The 17,793-nt window shown below is 26.6% G+C and carries 18 protein-coding genes; 13 read left to right on the top strand and 5 right to left on the bottom strand.

Going from position 1 to position 17,793, the window contains the following annotated elements:
- Positions 1–25 precede the first annotated feature (25 nt).
- The 7 genes from A966_RS11720 (at position 26) to dnaJ (ending at position 4,149) form a co-directional block, all read left to right on the top strand.
- A complete protein-coding gene (locus A966_RS11720) occupies positions 26–367 on the top strand; it encodes a hypothetical protein (RefSeq protein ID WP_008725864.1) in 342 nt (113 codons plus the stop codon).
- Positions 368–459: 92 nt separating this feature from the next.
- Entirely contained in the window at positions 460–600 is a 141-nt protein-coding gene (locus A966_RS13300; RefSeq protein WP_008725862.1) for an ankyrin repeat domain-containing protein, read from the top strand.
- A gap of 48 nt (positions 601–648) precedes the next feature.
- Positions 649–762 carry a hypothetical protein gene (locus A966_RS14035; RefSeq protein ID WP_369451339.1) on the top strand — a complete coding sequence of 38 codons (114 nt, stop codon included), beginning with the start codon at positions 649–651 and terminating at the stop codon, positions 760–762.
- 137 nt (positions 763–899) lie between these two features.
- Positions 900–1,853 carry an Rpn family recombination-promoting nuclease/putative transposase gene (locus A966_RS11710; RefSeq protein WP_008725861.1) on the top strand — a complete coding sequence of 318 codons (954 nt, stop codon included), beginning with the start codon at positions 900–902 and terminating at the stop codon, positions 1,851–1,853.
- 101 nt (positions 1,854–1,954) lie between these two features.
- Positions 1,955–2,647, top strand: coding sequence for a YoaK family protein (locus tag A966_RS11705; protein ID WP_008725859.1), 693 nt, complete (start codon positions 1,955–1,957; stop codon positions 2,645–2,647).
- 40 nt (positions 2,648–2,687) lie between these two features.
- Positions 2,688–2,978, top strand: a complete 291-nt coding sequence (locus A966_RS11700; RefSeq protein ID WP_008725856.1) for a DnaJ domain-containing protein — start codon at positions 2,688–2,690, stop codon at positions 2,976–2,978.
- A gap of 43 nt (positions 2,979–3,021) precedes the next feature.
- A complete protein-coding gene (gene dnaJ / locus A966_RS11695) occupies positions 3,022–4,149 on the top strand; it encodes a molecular chaperone DnaJ (RefSeq protein WP_008725854.1) in 1,128 nt (375 codons plus the stop codon).
- A 48-nt stretch (positions 4,150–4,197) separates the two neighbouring features.
- Here dnaJ and A966_RS11690 read toward each other — a convergent pair whose 3' ends face one another.
- The gene (locus A966_RS11690) at positions 4,198–5,280 is read right to left on the bottom strand and encodes a glycosyltransferase (protein WP_008725853.1); all 1,083 of its coding nucleotides are present in this window, start codon (positions 5,278–5,280) and stop codon (positions 4,198–4,200) included.
- Positions 5,281–5,350: 70 nt separating this feature from the next.
- Here A966_RS11690 and A966_RS13855 point away from each other — a divergent pair, with 70 nt between their 5' ends.
- Together A966_RS13855 and A966_RS13850 are read left to right on the top strand one after the other, a co-directional pair.
- Positions 5,351–6,781, top strand: a complete 1,431-nt coding sequence (locus A966_RS13855; RefSeq protein WP_232817774.1) for a tetratricopeptide repeat protein — start codon at positions 5,351–5,353, stop codon at positions 6,779–6,781.
- 39 nt (positions 6,782–6,820) lie between these two features.
- Positions 6,821–8,104, top strand: coding sequence for a tetratricopeptide repeat protein (locus A966_RS13850; RefSeq protein ID WP_232817773.1), 1,284 nt, complete (start codon positions 6,821–6,823; stop codon positions 8,102–8,104).
- Between the two features lie 384 nt (positions 8,105–8,488).
- On the opposite strand, the gene A966_RS11680 is transcribed toward A966_RS13850, so the two are convergent.
- From A966_RS11680 to A966_RS11665, 4 genes are all read right to left on the bottom strand, one after another.
- Entirely contained in the window at positions 8,489–9,298 is an 810-nt protein-coding gene (locus A966_RS11680) for a pyridoxamine kinase (RefSeq protein WP_008725851.1), read from the bottom strand.
- 3 nt (positions 9,299–9,301) lie between these two features.
- Positions 9,302–9,526, bottom strand: a complete 225-nt coding sequence (locus A966_RS11675) for a hypothetical protein (protein WP_008725848.1) — start codon at positions 9,524–9,526, stop codon at positions 9,302–9,304.
- 264 nt (positions 9,527–9,790) lie between these two features.
- Complete coding sequence (locus tag A966_RS11670; RefSeq protein WP_008725846.1) at positions 9,791–10,783, bottom strand: hypothetical protein; 993 nt, start codon at positions 10,781–10,783, stop codon at positions 9,791–9,793.
- A 92-nt stretch (positions 10,784–10,875) separates the two neighbouring features.
- Positions 10,876–11,940: a hypothetical protein gene (locus tag A966_RS11665; RefSeq protein ID WP_008725845.1), complete on the bottom strand. Its 1,065-nt coding sequence runs from the start codon at positions 11,938–11,940 to the stop codon at positions 10,876–10,878.
- A 550-nt stretch (positions 11,941–12,490) separates the two neighbouring features.
- On the opposite strand from A966_RS11665, the gene A966_RS11660 reads away from it, so the two are divergent.
- The 4 genes from A966_RS11660 to A966_RS11645 all read left to right on the top strand — a co-directional run bounded on the left by A966_RS11660 (position 12,491) and on the right by A966_RS11645 (position 17,788).
- Positions 12,491–15,127 (top strand): calcium-translocating P-type ATPase, PMCA-type, encoded by a 2,637-nt coding sequence (locus A966_RS11660; protein ID WP_008725842.1) that lies wholly within the window; start codon positions 12,491–12,493, stop codon positions 15,125–15,127.
- A gap of 85 nt (positions 15,128–15,212) precedes the next feature.
- Positions 15,213–16,616 (top strand): tetratricopeptide repeat protein, encoded by a 1,404-nt coding sequence (locus tag A966_RS11655; protein ID WP_008725839.1) that lies wholly within the window; start codon positions 15,213–15,215, stop codon positions 16,614–16,616.
- Between the two features lie 150 nt (positions 16,617–16,766).
- Complete coding sequence (locus A966_RS11650; protein ID WP_008725838.1) at positions 16,767–17,348, top strand: SAM-dependent methyltransferase; 582 nt, start codon at positions 16,767–16,769, stop codon at positions 17,346–17,348.
- Between the two features lie 17 nt (positions 17,349–17,365).
- On the top strand, positions 17,366–17,788 hold the full coding sequence (locus tag A966_RS11645) for a SoxR reducing system RseC family protein (RefSeq protein WP_008725836.1): 423 nt from the start codon (positions 17,366–17,368) through the stop codon (positions 17,786–17,788).
- Positions 17,789–17,793: the final 5 nt, after the last annotated feature.

Raw genomic sequence — 17,793 nt, 5'->3', positions numbered from 1 at the left:
ATCAATAAATCATGGAGGGTAGTTTATGATAGAAAATTCAACTATTACATTAGAAAAAAAACTAGGTGTTGTTGAAGATGAGAACCATTATACTTGGATTATTAATTCAACAGGTAGTAATACTTATGGTACCACTTTTAGCCCAGATTTAGAAAAGTATTTATCTGGTTTAGGATTTGTTAAAATTTTTGCTGGAAGTCCTATATATGGTACTAGTAGAGGATATAATGAAGATGAAATAAGAGATATATGTTCTACTATAATGAATGCTAGAGTTAAATATGGGCAAAATGTTGAACAAGTAAGATGTATTTATTTTCCTGGTTCATATTTAAAGTGTTTAATGTTTGATACAGATAAAAAGTAAAAGTTGAATATATAAAGTCTAATGGGCGATTGGAAGTTAATTTTTTGAAAGTGTTGATTTTCAATCGCCTATATTTTTATGTAGGATATAAAATGATTGAATTATTAGAAGCCTCTAAAAATAATGATTTAGAAACATTAAAACTGTTAGTTAATAAAGGAATGGATATAAACATAAAAGATGAATATGGTAAAACAGCTTTGATGCATGCTTCAGAAAAATGGCATTTATAAATAGTAAAATATTTAGTAGAAAATGGAGCCAATGATTTAAATAATGCATTGTATGATGCTTCAACTAATTGTCATTCAAAAGTGGTAGAATATCTAATAAGTAAAAATGCTGATGTAAATTTTATAGGTAATAAAATTATAAAGCATTTAACTCCGCTTTAAAAAAACTAGCATTCAGAAGTAGCAGAATTTTTAAAATCAAAAGTGGCTGAATAATAAAATATATTTAAAATTTTTGTTCTTTGACAATTTACCATAATACTAGTATAATAAACAAACAACTATTTTTAAAGGCTGGTATGGAATATTCAGAGTATCTTGAAAAACTTAAAAAAGAAATTATTACTGTTGATAATATGAACAGAATAAATGACTGCTATATAAGGTATTTATTTTCAGAGAAAGGTAATGAGAGAATAATACTTAGTTTTATAAATTCTGTTATGAAAAATATGCATTTCAGAACTTTTGTAAAAGCTGAGATTCTTAATCCTTTTAACTTGAGCAAATATTTAGAATCTAAAGAGTCTGTGATGGATATAAGATGCACTACCGACAGCGGAGAAGTTGTTATTATAGAGATACAGTCTCAGGGCAATATCGAGTTTATTTATAGGAGTTTATTTTATTGGGCTAATGGTTATGCTGTGATGTTAAATAAGGGTGATAATTATAATAATTTATGTCCAGTAATAAGCATTAATATTTTGAATTTTAATTTGATGTATGATATAAAGGATATTCATACATGTTATGTTTTAAAAGAGATTAAACATAACAGAATACTTACTAATCATTGTCAGCTTCATTATATAGAGCTTCCTAAATTTAATTTTAATTCAAGTTATGATGAAGCGGAGAAGAAATTTTTATCTTGGTTAAAGTTTTTTAAGGGGGATAAGATGGAAAATTTATTAAAAGAAGATACTATATTTGAAGAAGTAAAATTAAAATCTGAATCGTTTGTACATACTAATCCTTTAATAGATAGTTATAGAAGAAAAGAGGCTGATGAATATTTTAATAAAAGAATGCTTGATTATGAATTAGCAGAAGCCGAGAGAAAAGGGATATCAAAGGGTATAGAAAAAGGTATAGAAAAAGGTATAGAAAAAGGTATAGAAAAAGGTATAGAAAAAGGTATAGAAAAAGAAAAATATGTGTTGGCTAAAAATATGAAAAATGAAAATCTTGATATAAATTTAATAAGCAAAATAACAGGTTTAACTACTGAAGAAATTTTGAAATTATGATTTTATAATTAAATATGTTTTAATGATTATGTATTTATTAAAATGTTTCTAAAAATATTTTTTTGTGTTATAATATTCGGCAATAAAATTGAGGCGGCAAGGTGAAAAACAGTTTTATAGCTTTTATTAAAAGAAAAAATGAGTCCATTCATACAACCGAAACTATATATGTAGCTTCTATGCTTACCATGATAGGAGGTTTTGTAGATGCTTATACTTATATTACTAGGGGAGGCGTTTTTGCTTATGCTCAGACGGGTAATATAATATTTTTTTCTATGGGGTTGGTTAGAAAACAATTTAACGATACTTTGCATTATTTTATGTCTATTATAATTTTTGTTATTGGTATTTTTTTTGCTTTATATATAAAGCAAATTTTGAATAAAAGGAAGATTATTGAATTTGAATATGTTATTATATTAATACATTCTATTGTACTATTTATAGTAGGATTGCTTCCTCAAACATTTTCAGACACGGTAATTGTAGGAAGTATATCATTTATGTCGGCAATATTTATGATAACATTTAATAAGGTGGAAGGACTTTCTTATGTTACAAATATGTGTACAGGTAATTTGAGATCTGCTTCAGAGAATATATTTAAATTTTTATTTAATAAAGATAAAACAGGATTAAAAAAGGGTTTTATCTATATTATGATATTATGCTCTTTTGCTTTAGGTGCTTTTTTAGGAACTTTATTTACTAATATTCTTGGCATCAGAGCTATATGGATTTCTTCTGCTTTATTATTGGTAGTTGAAAGTTTGATGTTTTTTGAAAAATAAATGTGTTTATAATTTTTTATATAATTAAAGGATATTTATTATGGATAAAGATTATTATAAGATACTTGATGTAAATATATTTGCAAGCAATGAAAAAATAAAAAAATCTTATAGGGAATTAGCTATGAAATATCATCCGGATAGAAATCCAGGTGATGAAGAGGCTAATCGAAGATTTGTAGATATAAATGAGGCCTATGAAGTTTTATCTAATAAAGACAGCCGCATGCAGTATAATATTAAATATTTATCTTCCAATAAGTATATCATTGGTGGATTGGCTGCAGCAGGTATTGGATTAGGTTTAATATTAGGCAGAAGAAAAAAATGATTTTTAATATTTAATGATAAATTTTATACAGAGGATATGATAAATGGCAGATAAAAGAGACTATTATGAAGTATTAGGAGTAGCAAAAACAGCTACTAACGATGAAATAAAAAAAGCATATAGAAAATTAGCTATGCAGTATCACCCAGATAGGAATCCGGGAAATAAAGAAGCTGAAGATAAATTTAAAGAGGCTACAGAGGCCTATGAGATTTTATCTGATGAGAAAAAACGGGCTCAATATGATCAATTTGGTTTTCAGGGCGTTCATAGTGATTTTGCTGATGCTTACGGCAGAGGCGGTTTTGATTTCTCGCAAATGTTCGGCGGCGGCGGATTCGGTGATTTAGATGATATATTCAGTTCCTTTTTTGGAGGCGGATTTTCCGGAAGATCTTCAAGATCCCAAAGAAGAGGCAACGATATAAGACATGATGTTACTTTATCTTTGGAAGATGCAGTTTTCGGAAAGAAAATGGAAATCAAATTAGATAAAAATGATATCTGCGATGTTTGTCATGGTACAGGAGCTGAACCCGGTACAAAAACGCAGACTTGTCCTACTTGCGGAGGAAGTGGAGAGGTTAGAATGGCCCAAGGCTTTTTCAGCGTAAGGAGAACATGCAGTAAATGTAATGGAAGCGGTTCTATAGTAACAACTCCTTGTAAGAAATGCAAAGGAAGCGGTACTGTTAAGAAAAATAAAACTATTTCTGTTAATATTCCTAAAGGTATTGATGATAATACTCAGCTTAGAGTAAGCGGAGAAGGAGAGGCTGTAGGAGGCGGAGTAGCAGGTGATTTATATCTATATATTCATGTGAGTCCTCATCCTTATTTCGTAAGAGATGGTATGGATTTAATAACAGAAGTAGGAATCAATATTGCACAGGCGGCATTAGGTGCGGATATTTATATACAAACTTTGGATAAAAAGAAAGTGAAAATAAAAATTCCAGCAGGAACTAACAGCGGACAAATATTTAAATTAAAAGGAAGCGGTGCAACTCATATAAACAGATCCGGTAGGGGAGATTTATTTGTTGTAGTGAATATAGATGTTTCATCTAAATTGTCTGCTGAGGAGAAAAGGTTATTTAATGAACTTAAAAAAGTTATGCCTCCTAATGATGAGCCTACTTTAAGAAAGCCTAATAAAACTAATTGGTAATAGTAAATTAATAATTATAAAAGGGGGAATTATCCTCCTTTTTTAATTTTAATTATGATTGAAGTTATAGATTAATTTTAAGATTTTATCTGTATTTTGAATTTCATCTATTGATGACATAAATAATTCATAAGATTTATTATTTTCAGTCATTTTTTTTATTTTTGATATTATTGATATTGGATTTTGAGAGTTGTATATTAATGCATTTTTATCATCAGAAGCTATTTCAGCAGATGAGCTTTTAGCATCTATTATAGGCAATGTCTTATAATGCCAGGCTGCTATTAACTGGGTATAGAAAGAATCCTTTATATTATGTATTATTATGCATTTTGAGGTCTCTATTTCTTTTCCTATTTTTCTATTATCATCTTCATCTATAAATTCAACATATTCTTCTATAGATAATTTATGAATATTTTCTTTTAATTCTTTATCATATCCTATTATTTTTAATTTATATATATCATCACTTTCTTTCAGATATTGTGCATAAGCTGCTGTACATTTGAAAATACTATCCTCTTTATTATAAAATATTATTATTGATTTGTCTTTTTCAGATTTTTTATCCTTATTAATAAATATATAAGGAGAGAAATAAGGCTGTATGACTTCTATATTTTTTATATCTTTATGTAAATATAATAATCTTTCCTTTGTTTTTTTACTTCCGCATATTATTATATCAATATTATCAGTATGTTCATAATCCAATTTCATAAGTTTTTTATCTATTAATGTTGTTTTACTGTCTTTTTTCTCATGAAAATATAAATGATTTTGGAAATTTAAAGCATACCATACTATTACAGGTAATTTGTTTATTCTTTTTTTTATTAGAATATTTTTAGCCATAGATGCTGCTATATTCATAGGAAAATCTACAGCTATAATTGCATCAGTATTTTCAGCAATATTTGCTATATTCTTTGCTGACTTTTTTAAAAATAACAAAGATAAATGTTTTCTTGTAATATAAGCAGGAAAATTCTTTGGGAATGATTTTGAAAATACTGTTATTTTTATAGATGATTTGTAAAAATGTTCTATCATATTAAGCATAAATTGATTAGATTTATCTTTCATATTGCTGGCATTAGATATTAATACAATAATTTCTTTCATTTTTTATCCGTAATAATTAAAATATACCAAATTCCATTCCGATACTTGAAATGATAAATAAGGACTTGTTATGAAAATAAATAAAATTTTATTTATAATGTTTACTATATATATTTCGGCATATTCCAGAGATATTTTACAATATCATACTGTAATGAGTGATAGAAATGCGGATATAACTTTAGAAAGTATAACTGTAAATACCAATAAAAATACTTTGACTGCAAATAATCAATATGATTTAAATAAAGAATTAGAGAAAGTTAGAAAATTTGTACAAGACGGCAATTTTTTTGAAGCAATTAATTTATGTAATTCTTTAGAAAATAATTATAAAGATTATTATGAGATATATTATCTTAGAGGACTTTCATATTATAGAAGGGCTGATCTTTATTATGCTTCTTTAGATTTTAAAAAACTTTTATCCTTATACATAGAAGAAAAAGATCATAATGCAGTTTATGGGCTGATATTTGAATTTTTTGATACTATTAATGAATACGAAGAAACTTTAAGATCATGTATTATAGCATATAAAGTAACTAATAATCCTTATTGGCTTTTTTTAGCCGGTGATTCTGCTTTAAAAAATGGAGATGTTAAGAGTGCTGATTATTATTTTAATGCCTGTGTAAAACAAAATAATTCTTATGCTAATGAAGGATTTGGAGATATAAATTATTTAAATAATCAGTATGATAATGCTATAAATAATTACAGAAATGCAATATATTCCGATAGTGAAGAACAAATTAGAATTCAAACAAAAATAAGCAATGCAGCAGTAAAAAAAGAAATATATTTATGGGATATGAGTTTTTCATCTCAAAACTATACAAATGCAATGAATATACTAAATAATATATCTTCATATTCTTCTGATTATCCGGAAATAACAGTTGCTTTGGCTAAAACATATTTTGCTTTGGAAGATTATAATAATGCAAAAAGTATATTATTAAAACTTATTAAATCTGTAAAAGATTTTGATGAAGCCTATGCTATATTAGCTCAAATATATTTATATGAAAATAATGAAACTGAGGCTGTAAAAATATTAGAAACAGGATTAGAATATACATATAATAAACCTAGATTATATGAAACATTTGCCTCTATGCTTTATGGTTTAGGATATAGTTATTATCCAGATAAAATAATATCTCAAATCATAAATTTGTATAATATTTCTGATGAAAATAAAATTAATTATAGTAGAAGTTTGATAAGACAAAAAAAATATGATGAGGCTTATGAATTATTAAAATCTGTATCATCTTATGAAGATATAGCAAACAGTTTATTGAATAATATAGAATACAATAAAATATTAGATAAGACCGAGCAATTAAAGCAGAAAAAATATTATGTAGATATAATGCAGCTGCTTTCTAAGTATAAATTTGATGGAAATGAAGAACAGATTAGAATAGGTTATATTGCTGAGGCATATTATAATTTAGGTTCTATAGATGAGGCTATAAATATATTAAAATAAAATTTTAATGCCAATACAATAAGTGTTAATAATGTTCTTTTGCTTAGAAAGATGTTAGGTATTAGAGCTTCAAATAATGATACATCAGTTTATCAAAAAGAGAGAGATGCTATAGATATAAGAGCTACTGAATATTGGGAAGAGGAATTAAAATTACATTTAAATTTAGTTACGGACAAAGTATTTGAATTTATTAGATTTAACCAATTTGATGAGGCTTTAGCTTATATAGCTGATTTGAGAAATAAAAATTATGATGTTGCTTATATAAAGCAGATTGAGTCATCAGTTTATGGACTTTATGCTGCATATTTGTATGATAACAAGAAATATGAAGAAGCATCTAAAACTGTGGCTTTGGCTGTAAGAAGAAATAGAAGCAATTATGATGCTATTGCTGTTCAAAATGAAATGTATATAGATTCTTATTTAAGTTCTATTGGATATTATGATAATATAAATGCTTATGTAAGTTTATCTTCTATAATGAAAGAGGTTTTGAGAATTTCGCCTGCTTATATAGATAATAGAATAAGACTTGCTGAAGCATATATATACGAATACAATATAGAAGGATTTAACATTATTAATAGAATTACTGAATATATTAATGTTAATGGCGGAAAAGATTTATTATTGGGATATGTATATAATAGAGCTTATTTATACGAATATTCTCTTTTATGTTATGATAGGGCATCTAAATATATTGATGTTAATCCTATATATGCGGCAGAAAGTGCTGTTAATATAGATAATTATAGTCCTTCTTCTGAAGAGCTTCAAAAGTTAATAAGTGCAAATGTTAACAATCCTGATAACCTGTATGCAGCTTCAAAGATTTATACAAAAATTGGAAATTATAGTGAAGCTTTAAATATAATTAATAATGCTTTATCATTTGATAGTAAGAATATTGATTATATTTATCAAAGAGCATATATAAATGAACTTATGGGAAGTAGTAAATCATCATTATCAGATTATGAAGCAATTATTAAGATGAGAAAGAATTATGCTGCTGCTAATTACAGAGCTGCTTTAGTTTATCTCAACAATTTAAAAAATGATATGGAGGCTGAGACCTATGCTTTAAACTATTTAGCATTAGTTCCTGATGATTACAGCGGATATAAACTTTTAGCGGATATTTATAAATTCAGGGCAGAAAAATATATAGATAGCAATACAACAAATTTACTTAAAGATGCTTTGAATAATTATCAAACTGCTTTAAGTAAAGCTGTATGGGGAAGAGATTCAGAAGCTAGAAATATAATATTAAAAGAGATTGAGTATGTTCAAAATAAAATAATAGAGTAAAAATTTATTATAATAAAAACTAACAAAGCATAAAGTGCATATTGAAATCCCGCCCTTTATGCTTTTTTATTTTTTACTTAATATAAAAGTGTTTACTAATTTTTTTACTTAGTCTGTAAAAGCATTCCCACCCAAATTTTGATTATATTTTTATTTTTTACACCGCACGTTAAACGGCTCATTATTAATGATTTAAATTACAATTATTTATTATACTATATTTATAATTTTTTTCACCGTGCGGTAATTGCAGCAATAAATTTAAAAAAAATTGGGTGGGCAGTTAAAATAACAGTTAAAGTTAAAAAGCAATATAAGGCAGAAATGACATAAAACAACAAAAAGTCTATAGGGTGGGAATAGGAGTGAGCATATTTTTTATAATTAAAGTAAATTAAGCCTTTTTTCTATTGCTATTCCATAAACTCGGTTATCATTATCTTTTATTGAAGCTTCAACACAGTTATATATAAACTTTGTTGACTTTTTCAAAGCATTTTCTATAGTATCACCTTTTAATATATATGCTAATAATGAAGCTCCGAAAGCATCTCCGGTACCAGGTATCATTATATCTATTTTAGGATAATAGCTAGTTATTATATTATTATCTTTATAGCATAGACTTCCTATATTATCATCTTTTGAAACACTTGTAACGATTACTGTTTTCGGACCAATTTTAGAGAGTTCTATTGCCATGTCTTTAACTTCTTCTTCATTATATTTTATAGAAGGATTTTTTCCTAATAATATAGCTAATTCTGTAATATTTGGTGTTGCTATATCAGCATATTTTATTAATTCTTTCATAGCATTTACATGCTCATTAGACATAGAAGGGTATAGCTTCCCATTATCACCAAGTATTGGATCTATAAGAATAGTTCCAATATTAAAACTCTTTATTATATCTACAACAATATCAGGCTGTTTACCAGAAGCTATCCATCCTACATAAAAAGCATCAAAATTAGGTTTTCTTAATTTTAGCTCTTCTACAATTTTTTCTAATTGTTCGGTTAAATCAAAAGCACAGAAAGACTCAAAAGCAGTATGATTTGAAAGTATAACACTAACGAGAGGTGAAACTTTTATACCAAAATAAGATAATATTGGTATATTGACTGTTAAAGATGCCTTACCATAGGAACATAAATCATTTAGAATCAGTACATTAAAGTTATTATTCATAATTTATTTAAATATAATGAGAGCTTTACTATCTGCAAGAACTTTGTATCCGGATATTTGTGCAAAATATGCAAATTGTTCAAGAGTTATATCATATCTGTCTTCTATTTCTTCTTTAGTAACTTTCATTTTTTTACCACCAGATAAAAAAGAATTAAGTTCAAATCCGCTAGTTCCAAATTTTCTTTCAATTTCTTTTTGAAATGGATTTTTTTTACCTCTTCTCATTTATTGCTCCAAATGATATATTTTGATATATTATCATATAATAGTTTTTTTTTCAAATAAATTTTACTAAAAAACTCATTCATAAAATAACTATGAATTAGTTTTTTAATTTATATGTTATATTAAAGTATATTATTTAATTAAATTATCTTTGATGAACTATTTTGTTTTCTATAAATATGTAATACTATAATTTTTTAGTATAAAAAATCCTATCCATAAATAATATGAATAGGACTTTAATTTTTATATTGAAGAATTATTTTACTGCTTAGTCAATTCTACAGTGCTTCCATCTGGTTTAGTATATATAGCTGTTGTTTTATCGTTGCTAAATGTTATTTTATGATCTATTTTTTCTATTGCAGTATCATTTGAGAATAAAATCTCTGATATGGTTAAATTGTTATTATTTATTATTTCAGAATGATAGTTGCCTTTTTTCATGGTGCTGATTGTAGCAATATTTTCTTCTACTTGCAAAACTATATCTCCTGATGAATATGTTCCTAAATAAGGAGTAAATAGATCTGATTTCATTAATTCATAAGAATATTCTTTTCCATATATAAAATCTATTTTATATATTATTCTATCTTTTTCTAATTCATAAGACATCATAACCTTTTCATTATTATTGTCATAATGTTCTGATTTTAAAACATTGTCTTGTAATGTGAAAGTCATTCCCACATTTGTCATTCCTTTATATCCGTATATATTACCTTCTTTATCTATTAAAATAGTATAATTTTTAATTTTGATTTGACCATTAGTATCAAAAGTTGGTATATAGTAATTACCAGTATATGCTTCCAATCCTTTAATTTTATTTATTACTATGTAGTCTTCATCAGGAATATTAAAATCTTCTTTATCAAAGATATTTTTTCCGCTGAATTTTATATGATCATTAAATAGATTAACTTCAAGTATTGAATATATTTGATTATATGTATTACTTAACTGAGTGTTTCCATTAATATCCATTAACAATGAATTTTTTGATAAAGACAAATTAGTTATTGGATTTTTATCTTCTCCTATGTATATATTCCCATTTTCTATTCTAAATACTACATGAGTGTAGCTTCCATTTGTAAATTCATGTTCATGATAATATCTGCCGTCATATCCTTTTAGAAAGTTTGATATTTCTGCAGTATCTGTTTTTATTTCTTTGTTACTATTAGCTGAACATCCTGCAATAAGTATAATCATTACTGATGATATAATTAATAAAAATTTTTTAATCATTTTTACTTCCTTTGTAAATTAAAATGTTATTATCTAAATAATATGTTAATATAGTAAAAAAATCAATATTATTATTTGTTATAATAATTTAGTTATTTATTTAATTCAATAGCTGTACCATCTGGTTTTGTATATACTGCTTTGCTTTTATCATTATTAAATACAAATTTATGCACTTTTGTACCTTCTCTTGAAGAATACTGATATATAGTTAAAGTATTTCCAATGATAACAGGTGTATAGCTATATGGCACAGTATTTAATTGAGCATCAGTAGTTGTTATTGTTAAAGTTATACTGCTGTCTACGGATTTATATGTACCGCTATATGGGCTAAATAGATTGTATTTTATTAAAGTTTCATACTGTAATTGATTATTAATCCAAGTATTACCAAATATCAATTTATAATCTTGATTTCCATCTTTATCATAAAAATGAAGTTCTTGTCTGCTTGAAGTACCTCCTGTTTGTTTATATGTTATTATTAATACACTATTACTTAATTCTGCTTTTGAATAATTAATTTTAAAATTATCATCCATATATACTTGTCCGGCTGTATCTATAATTATATAATATTTTTTAGTATCATCATAGTCATAGTAATAGTAGTTTCCTGAGTAAGTTATTAATTCTGATATAGGTTCTCCAATTAATGTATTATATCCGCTTTGTTTTTGATAATTTTCTTTGTGAAATATTGCATTTGCAAAAAGATAAATATTTCCATCGCTTCCAAAATTAAAAGTATACATTTCATCATTCATGTCATAGCCTAAACCAGCACCGGAACTTTCAGGCTTTCCTTCTATATATATTTGAAGTTTATTACCCAATAAAGTTTTCATCGTTGCTTCAACTTTTGTACCATATCCATTATATATTGAATCACTGTCTATTATATATCTAAGTCCAAGACTGTTATCATCATATCTGGAGTAATAAGCTCCGTTATGATTTTTTATAAATCCAGATATTTGCACTTGATCTGTTATTATAATTCCTGATGATTGTGAATTGGGGTTTCCTGTAGGATCTATGAAGCTTCCATCTCCAATATCAACTTTATTTTCAGGACTTGGGGTTGTTATTGTTGCTGAACAATTTAATATTAATAGAGATATAAATATTGTTAATAAAATTTTTTTATTCATAATTTTCTCCTAACAAAAATTATTGAAAATATAAAATAAGTTTATATAATATTTGAATATTATTTTTACGAATCTGTTAAGAAAATAAATATTATTGATATATAGAAATATTATCATAAATAAAATTTACCTTAACTATAATCTATATTATAATGATATAATAGGTATATTAAAAGTCAATAATGAATATTTATTTTTTATAAATTGTAATAGGTATATTAGTTAATTTAACTATTTTTATAATGTAAAAATATTAAAAAAATAAATATTTTTTTTACAATATATTGACATTATTTTTTTATTTGCTATAATACTAATATACATAATGAAATACTCGTGAGGGAGTAATTGGCGTATTTCACGCGGCAAAGCCAACATCGCAGCTCTTAATTACTAGAGTTTGGTTAGCCTTAATTAATGAGACTCAAGTATAAATAAATCTTTAAAGATTGGTGCAATATTCTATTCTTTAATGATTTATTTATACATGAGTCTTTTTTTATGCATTTTATTTTTAATAATTAAAAAATAATTAAATTGGAGGTAATTTATGAACAGCTTTTTGGGAAGCAAAGAAGACATTCTTAAAGAACTCAAAGTCGATTCTAAAATTGGGTTAACTGAAGAGGGGAGAAAAACTAGTTTAGAAAAATATGGTGCCAATAGTTTTACAAAAGAAAAAGGGGCTACTTTAATTCAAAAGATACTAGAATCATTAAAAGAACCTATGATATTGATGCTTATATTTGCAGGTATTATAGCAATAGGCGTAAACACTGTAGCATATTTTAATGGAGGACATGCTGACTTTTTAGAATGCTTAGGTATATTTTTGGCTATAAGCTTATCTATTACTATTACTATAGTTATGGAAGGTAAAAGTGCTAAGGCATTTGAGGCATTGAATAGTATTAATGAAGATATTAGAGTAAAAGTTATAAGAGACGGTAATATAGAAATAATCAATCAAAAAGATTTGCTTGTTGGAGATATTGCTTTTATAGAAACAGGAAATAAACTTCCAGCTGACGGCAGATTATTGGAAAGTGTGTCTTTAAATATTGATGAATCTGCTTTAACAGGTGAAAGCGAACCTGTAGAAAAAGATGCTAATGCAATACTTACAGATGAAAAAACTCCTGTAGCTGAGAGAATAAACATGGCTTATTCTGGATCATTTGTTACCACAGGCAATGGTAAAATGATAGTTACTTCTGTAGGAGATGCAACAGAGTTTGGTAAAATAGCAAGAGAGCTTTCAAAAACACAGAAAACTTCTACTCCTTTACAAGAGAAACTCGCTCAGTTAGGTAAAAGAATAGCAATGTTTGGTATAACTGCTGCTGCTGTAGTTTTTATAATTCAGGTTGTTAATTTTATAAGAACAGGAAATGCTAATTTTACTACTATCTCAGAAGCATTCATTACAAGTATAGTTTTGATTGTAGCGTCCGTTCCAGAGGGACTTCCTACAATAGTTGCCGTTTCACTTTCTATAAATATTATAAAAATGGCTAAGCAGAATGCTCTAGTAAAAAAGATGGTAGCTTGTGAAACAATAGGAAGTGTTAATGTTATTTGTTCGGATAAGACAGGTACTCTTACAGAAAACAAAATGACTTTAAATAAATTATTTGCTAATGGTGAATACATAGAGCCAGAAAATATAAAAAATGAAAAGATTATAAAAAACTTTGCTATTAACTCTACTGCTGATGTTGATTATAAAGATGGTATTGCTAAATTTTTAGGAAACCCTACAGAATGTGCATTACTAGTGGCTGCAAGTAAGTCTGGATTTAATTATAAAGAGATAAGAGAAAAGTCAAAAATAATATATGAATATCCTTTTTCATCAGATACAAAAAACATGACAACAGTTGCCAAAATAGATAATGAAACTATTGTATTTACAAAGGGAAGTCCAGAAAAAATAATGGCTATGTGCAGTATAGGTGATGCTGAGAAAAAAGGTATTGAAGAGGCAATAGAAAAATTCCAAAATGAAGCAAAAAGAGTAATAGCATTTGCTCATAAAATAGTTGATGATAATGTTGAAAATAATAGAGAAAAACTTGAAAGTAATATGATATATGACGGATTTGTAGCAATATCTGACCCTGTAAGAAAAGAGGTTTATGATGCTGTTGAGCAATGCAGAAGTGCCGGAATAAACATAAAAATGCTTACAGGTGATAATATAGTTACAGCAACTGCAATAGCTAGAGAATTAAAAATACTTAATGAAAACAGTATAGTTCTAGAGGCAAAAGATATTGATGCTATGGACGACAGCACATTAAAACAAAATTTAGGCAAAATATCAGTTATAGCAAGAAGCACTCCTACAGTAAAAATGCGTGTAGTTAATGCTATAAAAGAAATGGGGAATGTAGTTGCTGTTACAGGAGACGGTATCAATGATGCTCCGGCAATTAAAAATGCAGATGTTGGCGTTGCTATGGGTATAACAGGTACAGAAGTTTCAAAAGAGGCTAGCGATATAGTTCTTCTTGATGATTCATTTGCTACTATTGTTAAAGCTGTTCAGTGGGGACGCGGTATTTATGATAATTTCCAGAGATTTATACAGTTTCAGCTTACCGTTAATTTAGCTTCTGTAGTTGTTGTTCTTATTTCTACATTAACAGGTTTAAAATCGCCTTTTTCTGCCATACAGCTATTATGGATAAATATCATTATGGACGGACCTCCAGCTATAGCTTTGGGGCTTGAACCTATAAGAGATAATTTGATGAAGAGAATGCCTACAAAAAGAAATGCAAGCATAGTAACTAAAAAGATGATATTTAAAATAGTATTTTCAGCTACCGTTATGATAGTATTATTTATGCTTCAAAGCAAATTAAATATACTTAATGTTGCAGAGGCAGAACAGCCTACGGTATTATTTGTTATGTTTGTAATGTTCCAAATATTTAATTCTTTTAACAGCAGAGAATTGGGTTTTGACAGCGTATTTAAATACTTTTTGAATAATAAATTAATGCTTTTAAGTATGGGTATTACTTTTGTATTACAGATATTAGCAACGCAGTATGCGGGCGGATTTTTTAATACAGTACCTTTAAGCTTGGATACTTGGTTAAAAACTGTGGGAATTTCAGTTGTTGTTATTTTAGCTGCTGAAATTTTTAAAATATTTGCTAGAATGATAAAGATATAAATTTTTTACATTAAAAATTGGAATTATTTTTAAAAATAATGTATAATAATTCCGAATTTATATATAGTATAGAGTAGATAGAGATATGAATAATGTTGCTATTATAGTATTTATATGTGTATTCGTTACACTTTTGCTTATAGTTAGAAAATTTTTATTTAATAAATTATCAGATAAAACTTCTGATATTGATAAGGTAAATAATTTTATTAGCGAAGGAAGAAATGATATTGCCTTATTGAAACTTAAAGAAATTTTAGCTAAAGATAAACCAGGCATAAAAAGACCCGAGATACATTCTATGATGGGGGACTGCTATGCCAAAATGGAAGAATATCCCTTTGCAATAGTGGAATACAGACATGCTATAGATGAAGGATATAATAATCCTGAAACTATTTTATCATTATCTAGAGCTTTAAATAAAATTGGTAAAAAAGAAGAAGCATTGGCTCAGTATCTTACACTTTTTAATATAGAAGATTATAAACTTGTGGTTGCATTAGAAATAGGTGTAATATATTATGAAAATAGACAGTATGAAACAGCAATAAGGTATTTTGATGATGCATTAGATATACAGCCTAATAATTCAGAAGCCTTAAAGTATAAAGCTTTTTGTTTTGTTAATATGGGCAATTTCAATGATGCTATATCTGCTATGAATAATATATACAAGAAATTTCAAGATGATCCTTTATTGAATTATAATTTGGGAAGAGCTTATAGAGGAAGAGAAGATTATAAATCTGCTATAAGGTACTATTCCAATTCTTATAAAGATAAAGAGTATGCTGTTAAATCATTATATGAAATGGGTATTTGTTATATTAAATTAGAAAATATTGAGTCTGCTATAAATACTTTGGAAAAAGCTATAAGTTATGATAGTTATGATAAAGAATTAAATTTGGCTATACTTTATACTCTTTCTGAATGTTATGATATAGTTGGAAATATAAATAAATCTATGGAGATATTAGAAAGTATAATTGTAATAGATCCTAATTATAAAGATGCTAATGAGAAACTTAACAATTATAAAGATTCAAGATATAGCGAAAATATTAAAAAATTCTTTAAATTGGAGGGAGATGAATTTATTGATGCTGCTTTAAAGGTTGTAGCAAGCATAGGACTCATTCCATATTCCTCCAAGATAACTGATAAAAAATATATTATAGTTTTTGCTAAAGAGAATAATAGTCCTCATTCTCCTAAAAAGATAGTTTATTTCAGAACTTCTTATAGCCCTATATTTAATGATGAGCTTGTGCATTTATATGATTATGCGGTTAATGCAAATATTGCTAACAGTATACTGATAACTTGTGCTATGGTGAGTCCTGATGCTATAAGATATGCTGCTATGTCAAGAATTGATATTGTGGGTATAAAGAGGCTTGAGAATCTGCTTGACAAATCTAATCTTACTAATTTACCTGTGGGTGTAACTAGAACAGAAGAAAAACTTAATTGGATATTATAGTATTTTTAATTGGTTATAGATGTAAACAGCAATAGATCAATATTCATTCTATTGCTGTTTTTATTTTATAATATTTGTTTTGACAGTTGATTTTTATTTAAAAGTAATTCAAAATAGTATAAAATTGTTTATGGGATAGTTTATAGTTAAATGAAAAAGGTACAGGATTTTTATTTTAAAAAGGCAAAAGAAGAAAATTATAAAGCTAGAAGTGTATTTAAATTAGAAGAAGCTCAAAATAAATTTAAATTTATAAAGGCATCAGATACAGTTCTTGATGTTGGCTGTTCTCCCGGCTCTTTCAGTCAGTACATGCTCAATAAAATATTGAAAAGTGGGGCTGTTGTAGGTGTTGATATACTTCCTAATTCTTTTGCTCATCAAAGATTTACATTTATATTGGGAGATATAAAAGAGATGGATATTACATCATTCAATAATACTTTATTTGATGTTGTAGTAAGCGATGCTATGCCAAATACCACTTCAGACAGGGAAACTAATCATTTCCGTTCCATTTCTTTATGCAGGTCTATATTTAATTTGGCTAAAGATGTATTAAAGGAGAATGGACATTTTTTTATAAAAGTTTTTGATGGTAAAGATTTGCAGATGTTCAAGAAAGAATTATCTGAATATTTTGATTCTGTGAATATATTTAAACCTAAAAGTTCAAGAGATGAAAGCAGAGAAATATTTTTATTTTGCAAAAATTTTAAAAAGTTACGATAATATAAAAAGGAGTAATAATGAAAAGAGAATTTGCTTTGGTATTGGAAACTTATGAAAATAATATAGCTAAGGTTGAATTGCAGAGAAGTGCAAGCTGCGATGGATGTACTATATGTAATTCTGGAAAACCTGTTGTACTTAGAGCATTTAATAAAATTAATGCTGATAAGGGAGATAGTGTTGTTATAGAAGTTGAAGAGTTAAAAAAGGGAATTAACTTTTTTGTTTATATAATACCTTTGATTTGTCTTATAGCAGGCTATTTTCTAGGAGAATATATATCTAAATTATCAAATATAGAGCATAATTTAGGTCCTGTATTTTCTTTTATTGTATTTTTTGTTTATGTTATTTTAGGATTAAGAAAATTAAAAAAGGATAATAAAATAATAGCGAATATAATTTGTAAAAATAAAGTTATAGAAAATTTTGATAAATAGGCTTT

The sequence above is a fragment of the Brachyspira hampsonii 30446 genome, assembly GCF_000316195.1.
In the GTDB taxonomy this organism is placed as follows: Bacteria; Spirochaetota; Brachyspiria; order Brachyspirales; family Brachyspiraceae; genus Brachyspira; species Brachyspira hampsonii_C.
The sequence above is the reverse complement of the archived record's forward strand: the minus strand, read 5'-3'. Positions and strand labels throughout refer to the sequence as shown.

Excerpts from the sequence above, each read along its gene's own strand:
- A966_RS11675 (WP_008725848.1), bottom strand. The coding sequence starts at position 9,526 with ATGAGAAGAGGTAAAAAAAATCCATTTCAAAAAGAAATTGAAAGAAAA.
- A966_RS11680 (WP_008725851.1), bottom strand. The coding sequence starts at position 9,298 with ATGAATAATAACTTTAATGTACTGATTCTAAATGATTTATGTTCCTAT.
- A966_RS11665 (WP_008725845.1), bottom strand. The coding sequence starts at position 11,940 with ATGAATAAAAAAATTTTATTAACAATATTTATATCTCTATTAATATTA.
- A966_RS11650 (WP_008725838.1), top strand. The coding sequence starts at position 16,767 with ATGAAAAAGGTACAGGATTTTTATTTTAAAAAGGCAAAAGAAGAAAAT.
- A966_RS11660 (WP_008725842.1), top strand. The coding sequence starts at position 12,491 with ATGAACAGCTTTTTGGGAAGCAAAGAAGACATTCTTAAAGAACTCAAA.
- A966_RS13300 (WP_008725862.1), top strand. The coding sequence starts at position 460 with ATGATTGAATTATTAGAAGCCTCTAAAAATAATGATTTAGAAACATTA.
- A966_RS11670 (WP_008725846.1), bottom strand. The coding sequence starts at position 10,783 with ATGATTAAAAAATTTTTATTAATTATATCATCAGTAATGATTATACTT.
- A966_RS13855 (WP_232817774.1), top strand. The coding sequence starts at position 5,351 with ATGAAAATAAATAAAATTTTATTTATAATGTTTACTATATATATTTCG.
- A966_RS11710 (WP_008725861.1), top strand. The coding sequence starts at position 900 with ATGGAATATTCAGAGTATCTTGAAAAACTTAAAAAAGAAATTATTACT.
- A966_RS11720 (WP_008725864.1), top strand. The coding sequence starts at position 26 with ATGATAGAAAATTCAACTATTACATTAGAAAAAAAACTAGGTGTTGTT.
- A966_RS11690 (WP_008725853.1), bottom strand. The coding sequence starts at position 5,280 with ATGAAAGAAATTATTGTATTAATATCTAATGCCAGCAATATGAAAGAT.
- dnaJ (WP_008725854.1), top strand. The coding sequence starts at position 3,022 with ATGGCAGATAAAAGAGACTATTATGAAGTATTAGGAGTAGCAAAAACA.
- A966_RS11655 (WP_008725839.1), top strand. The coding sequence starts at position 15,213 with ATGAATAATGTTGCTATTATAGTATTTATATGTGTATTCGTTACACTT.
- A966_RS11700 (WP_008725856.1), top strand. The coding sequence starts at position 2,688 with ATGGATAAAGATTATTATAAGATACTTGATGTAAATATATTTGCAAGC.
- A966_RS11645 (WP_008725836.1), top strand. The coding sequence starts at position 17,366 with ATGAAAAGAGAATTTGCTTTGGTATTGGAAACTTATGAAAATAATATA.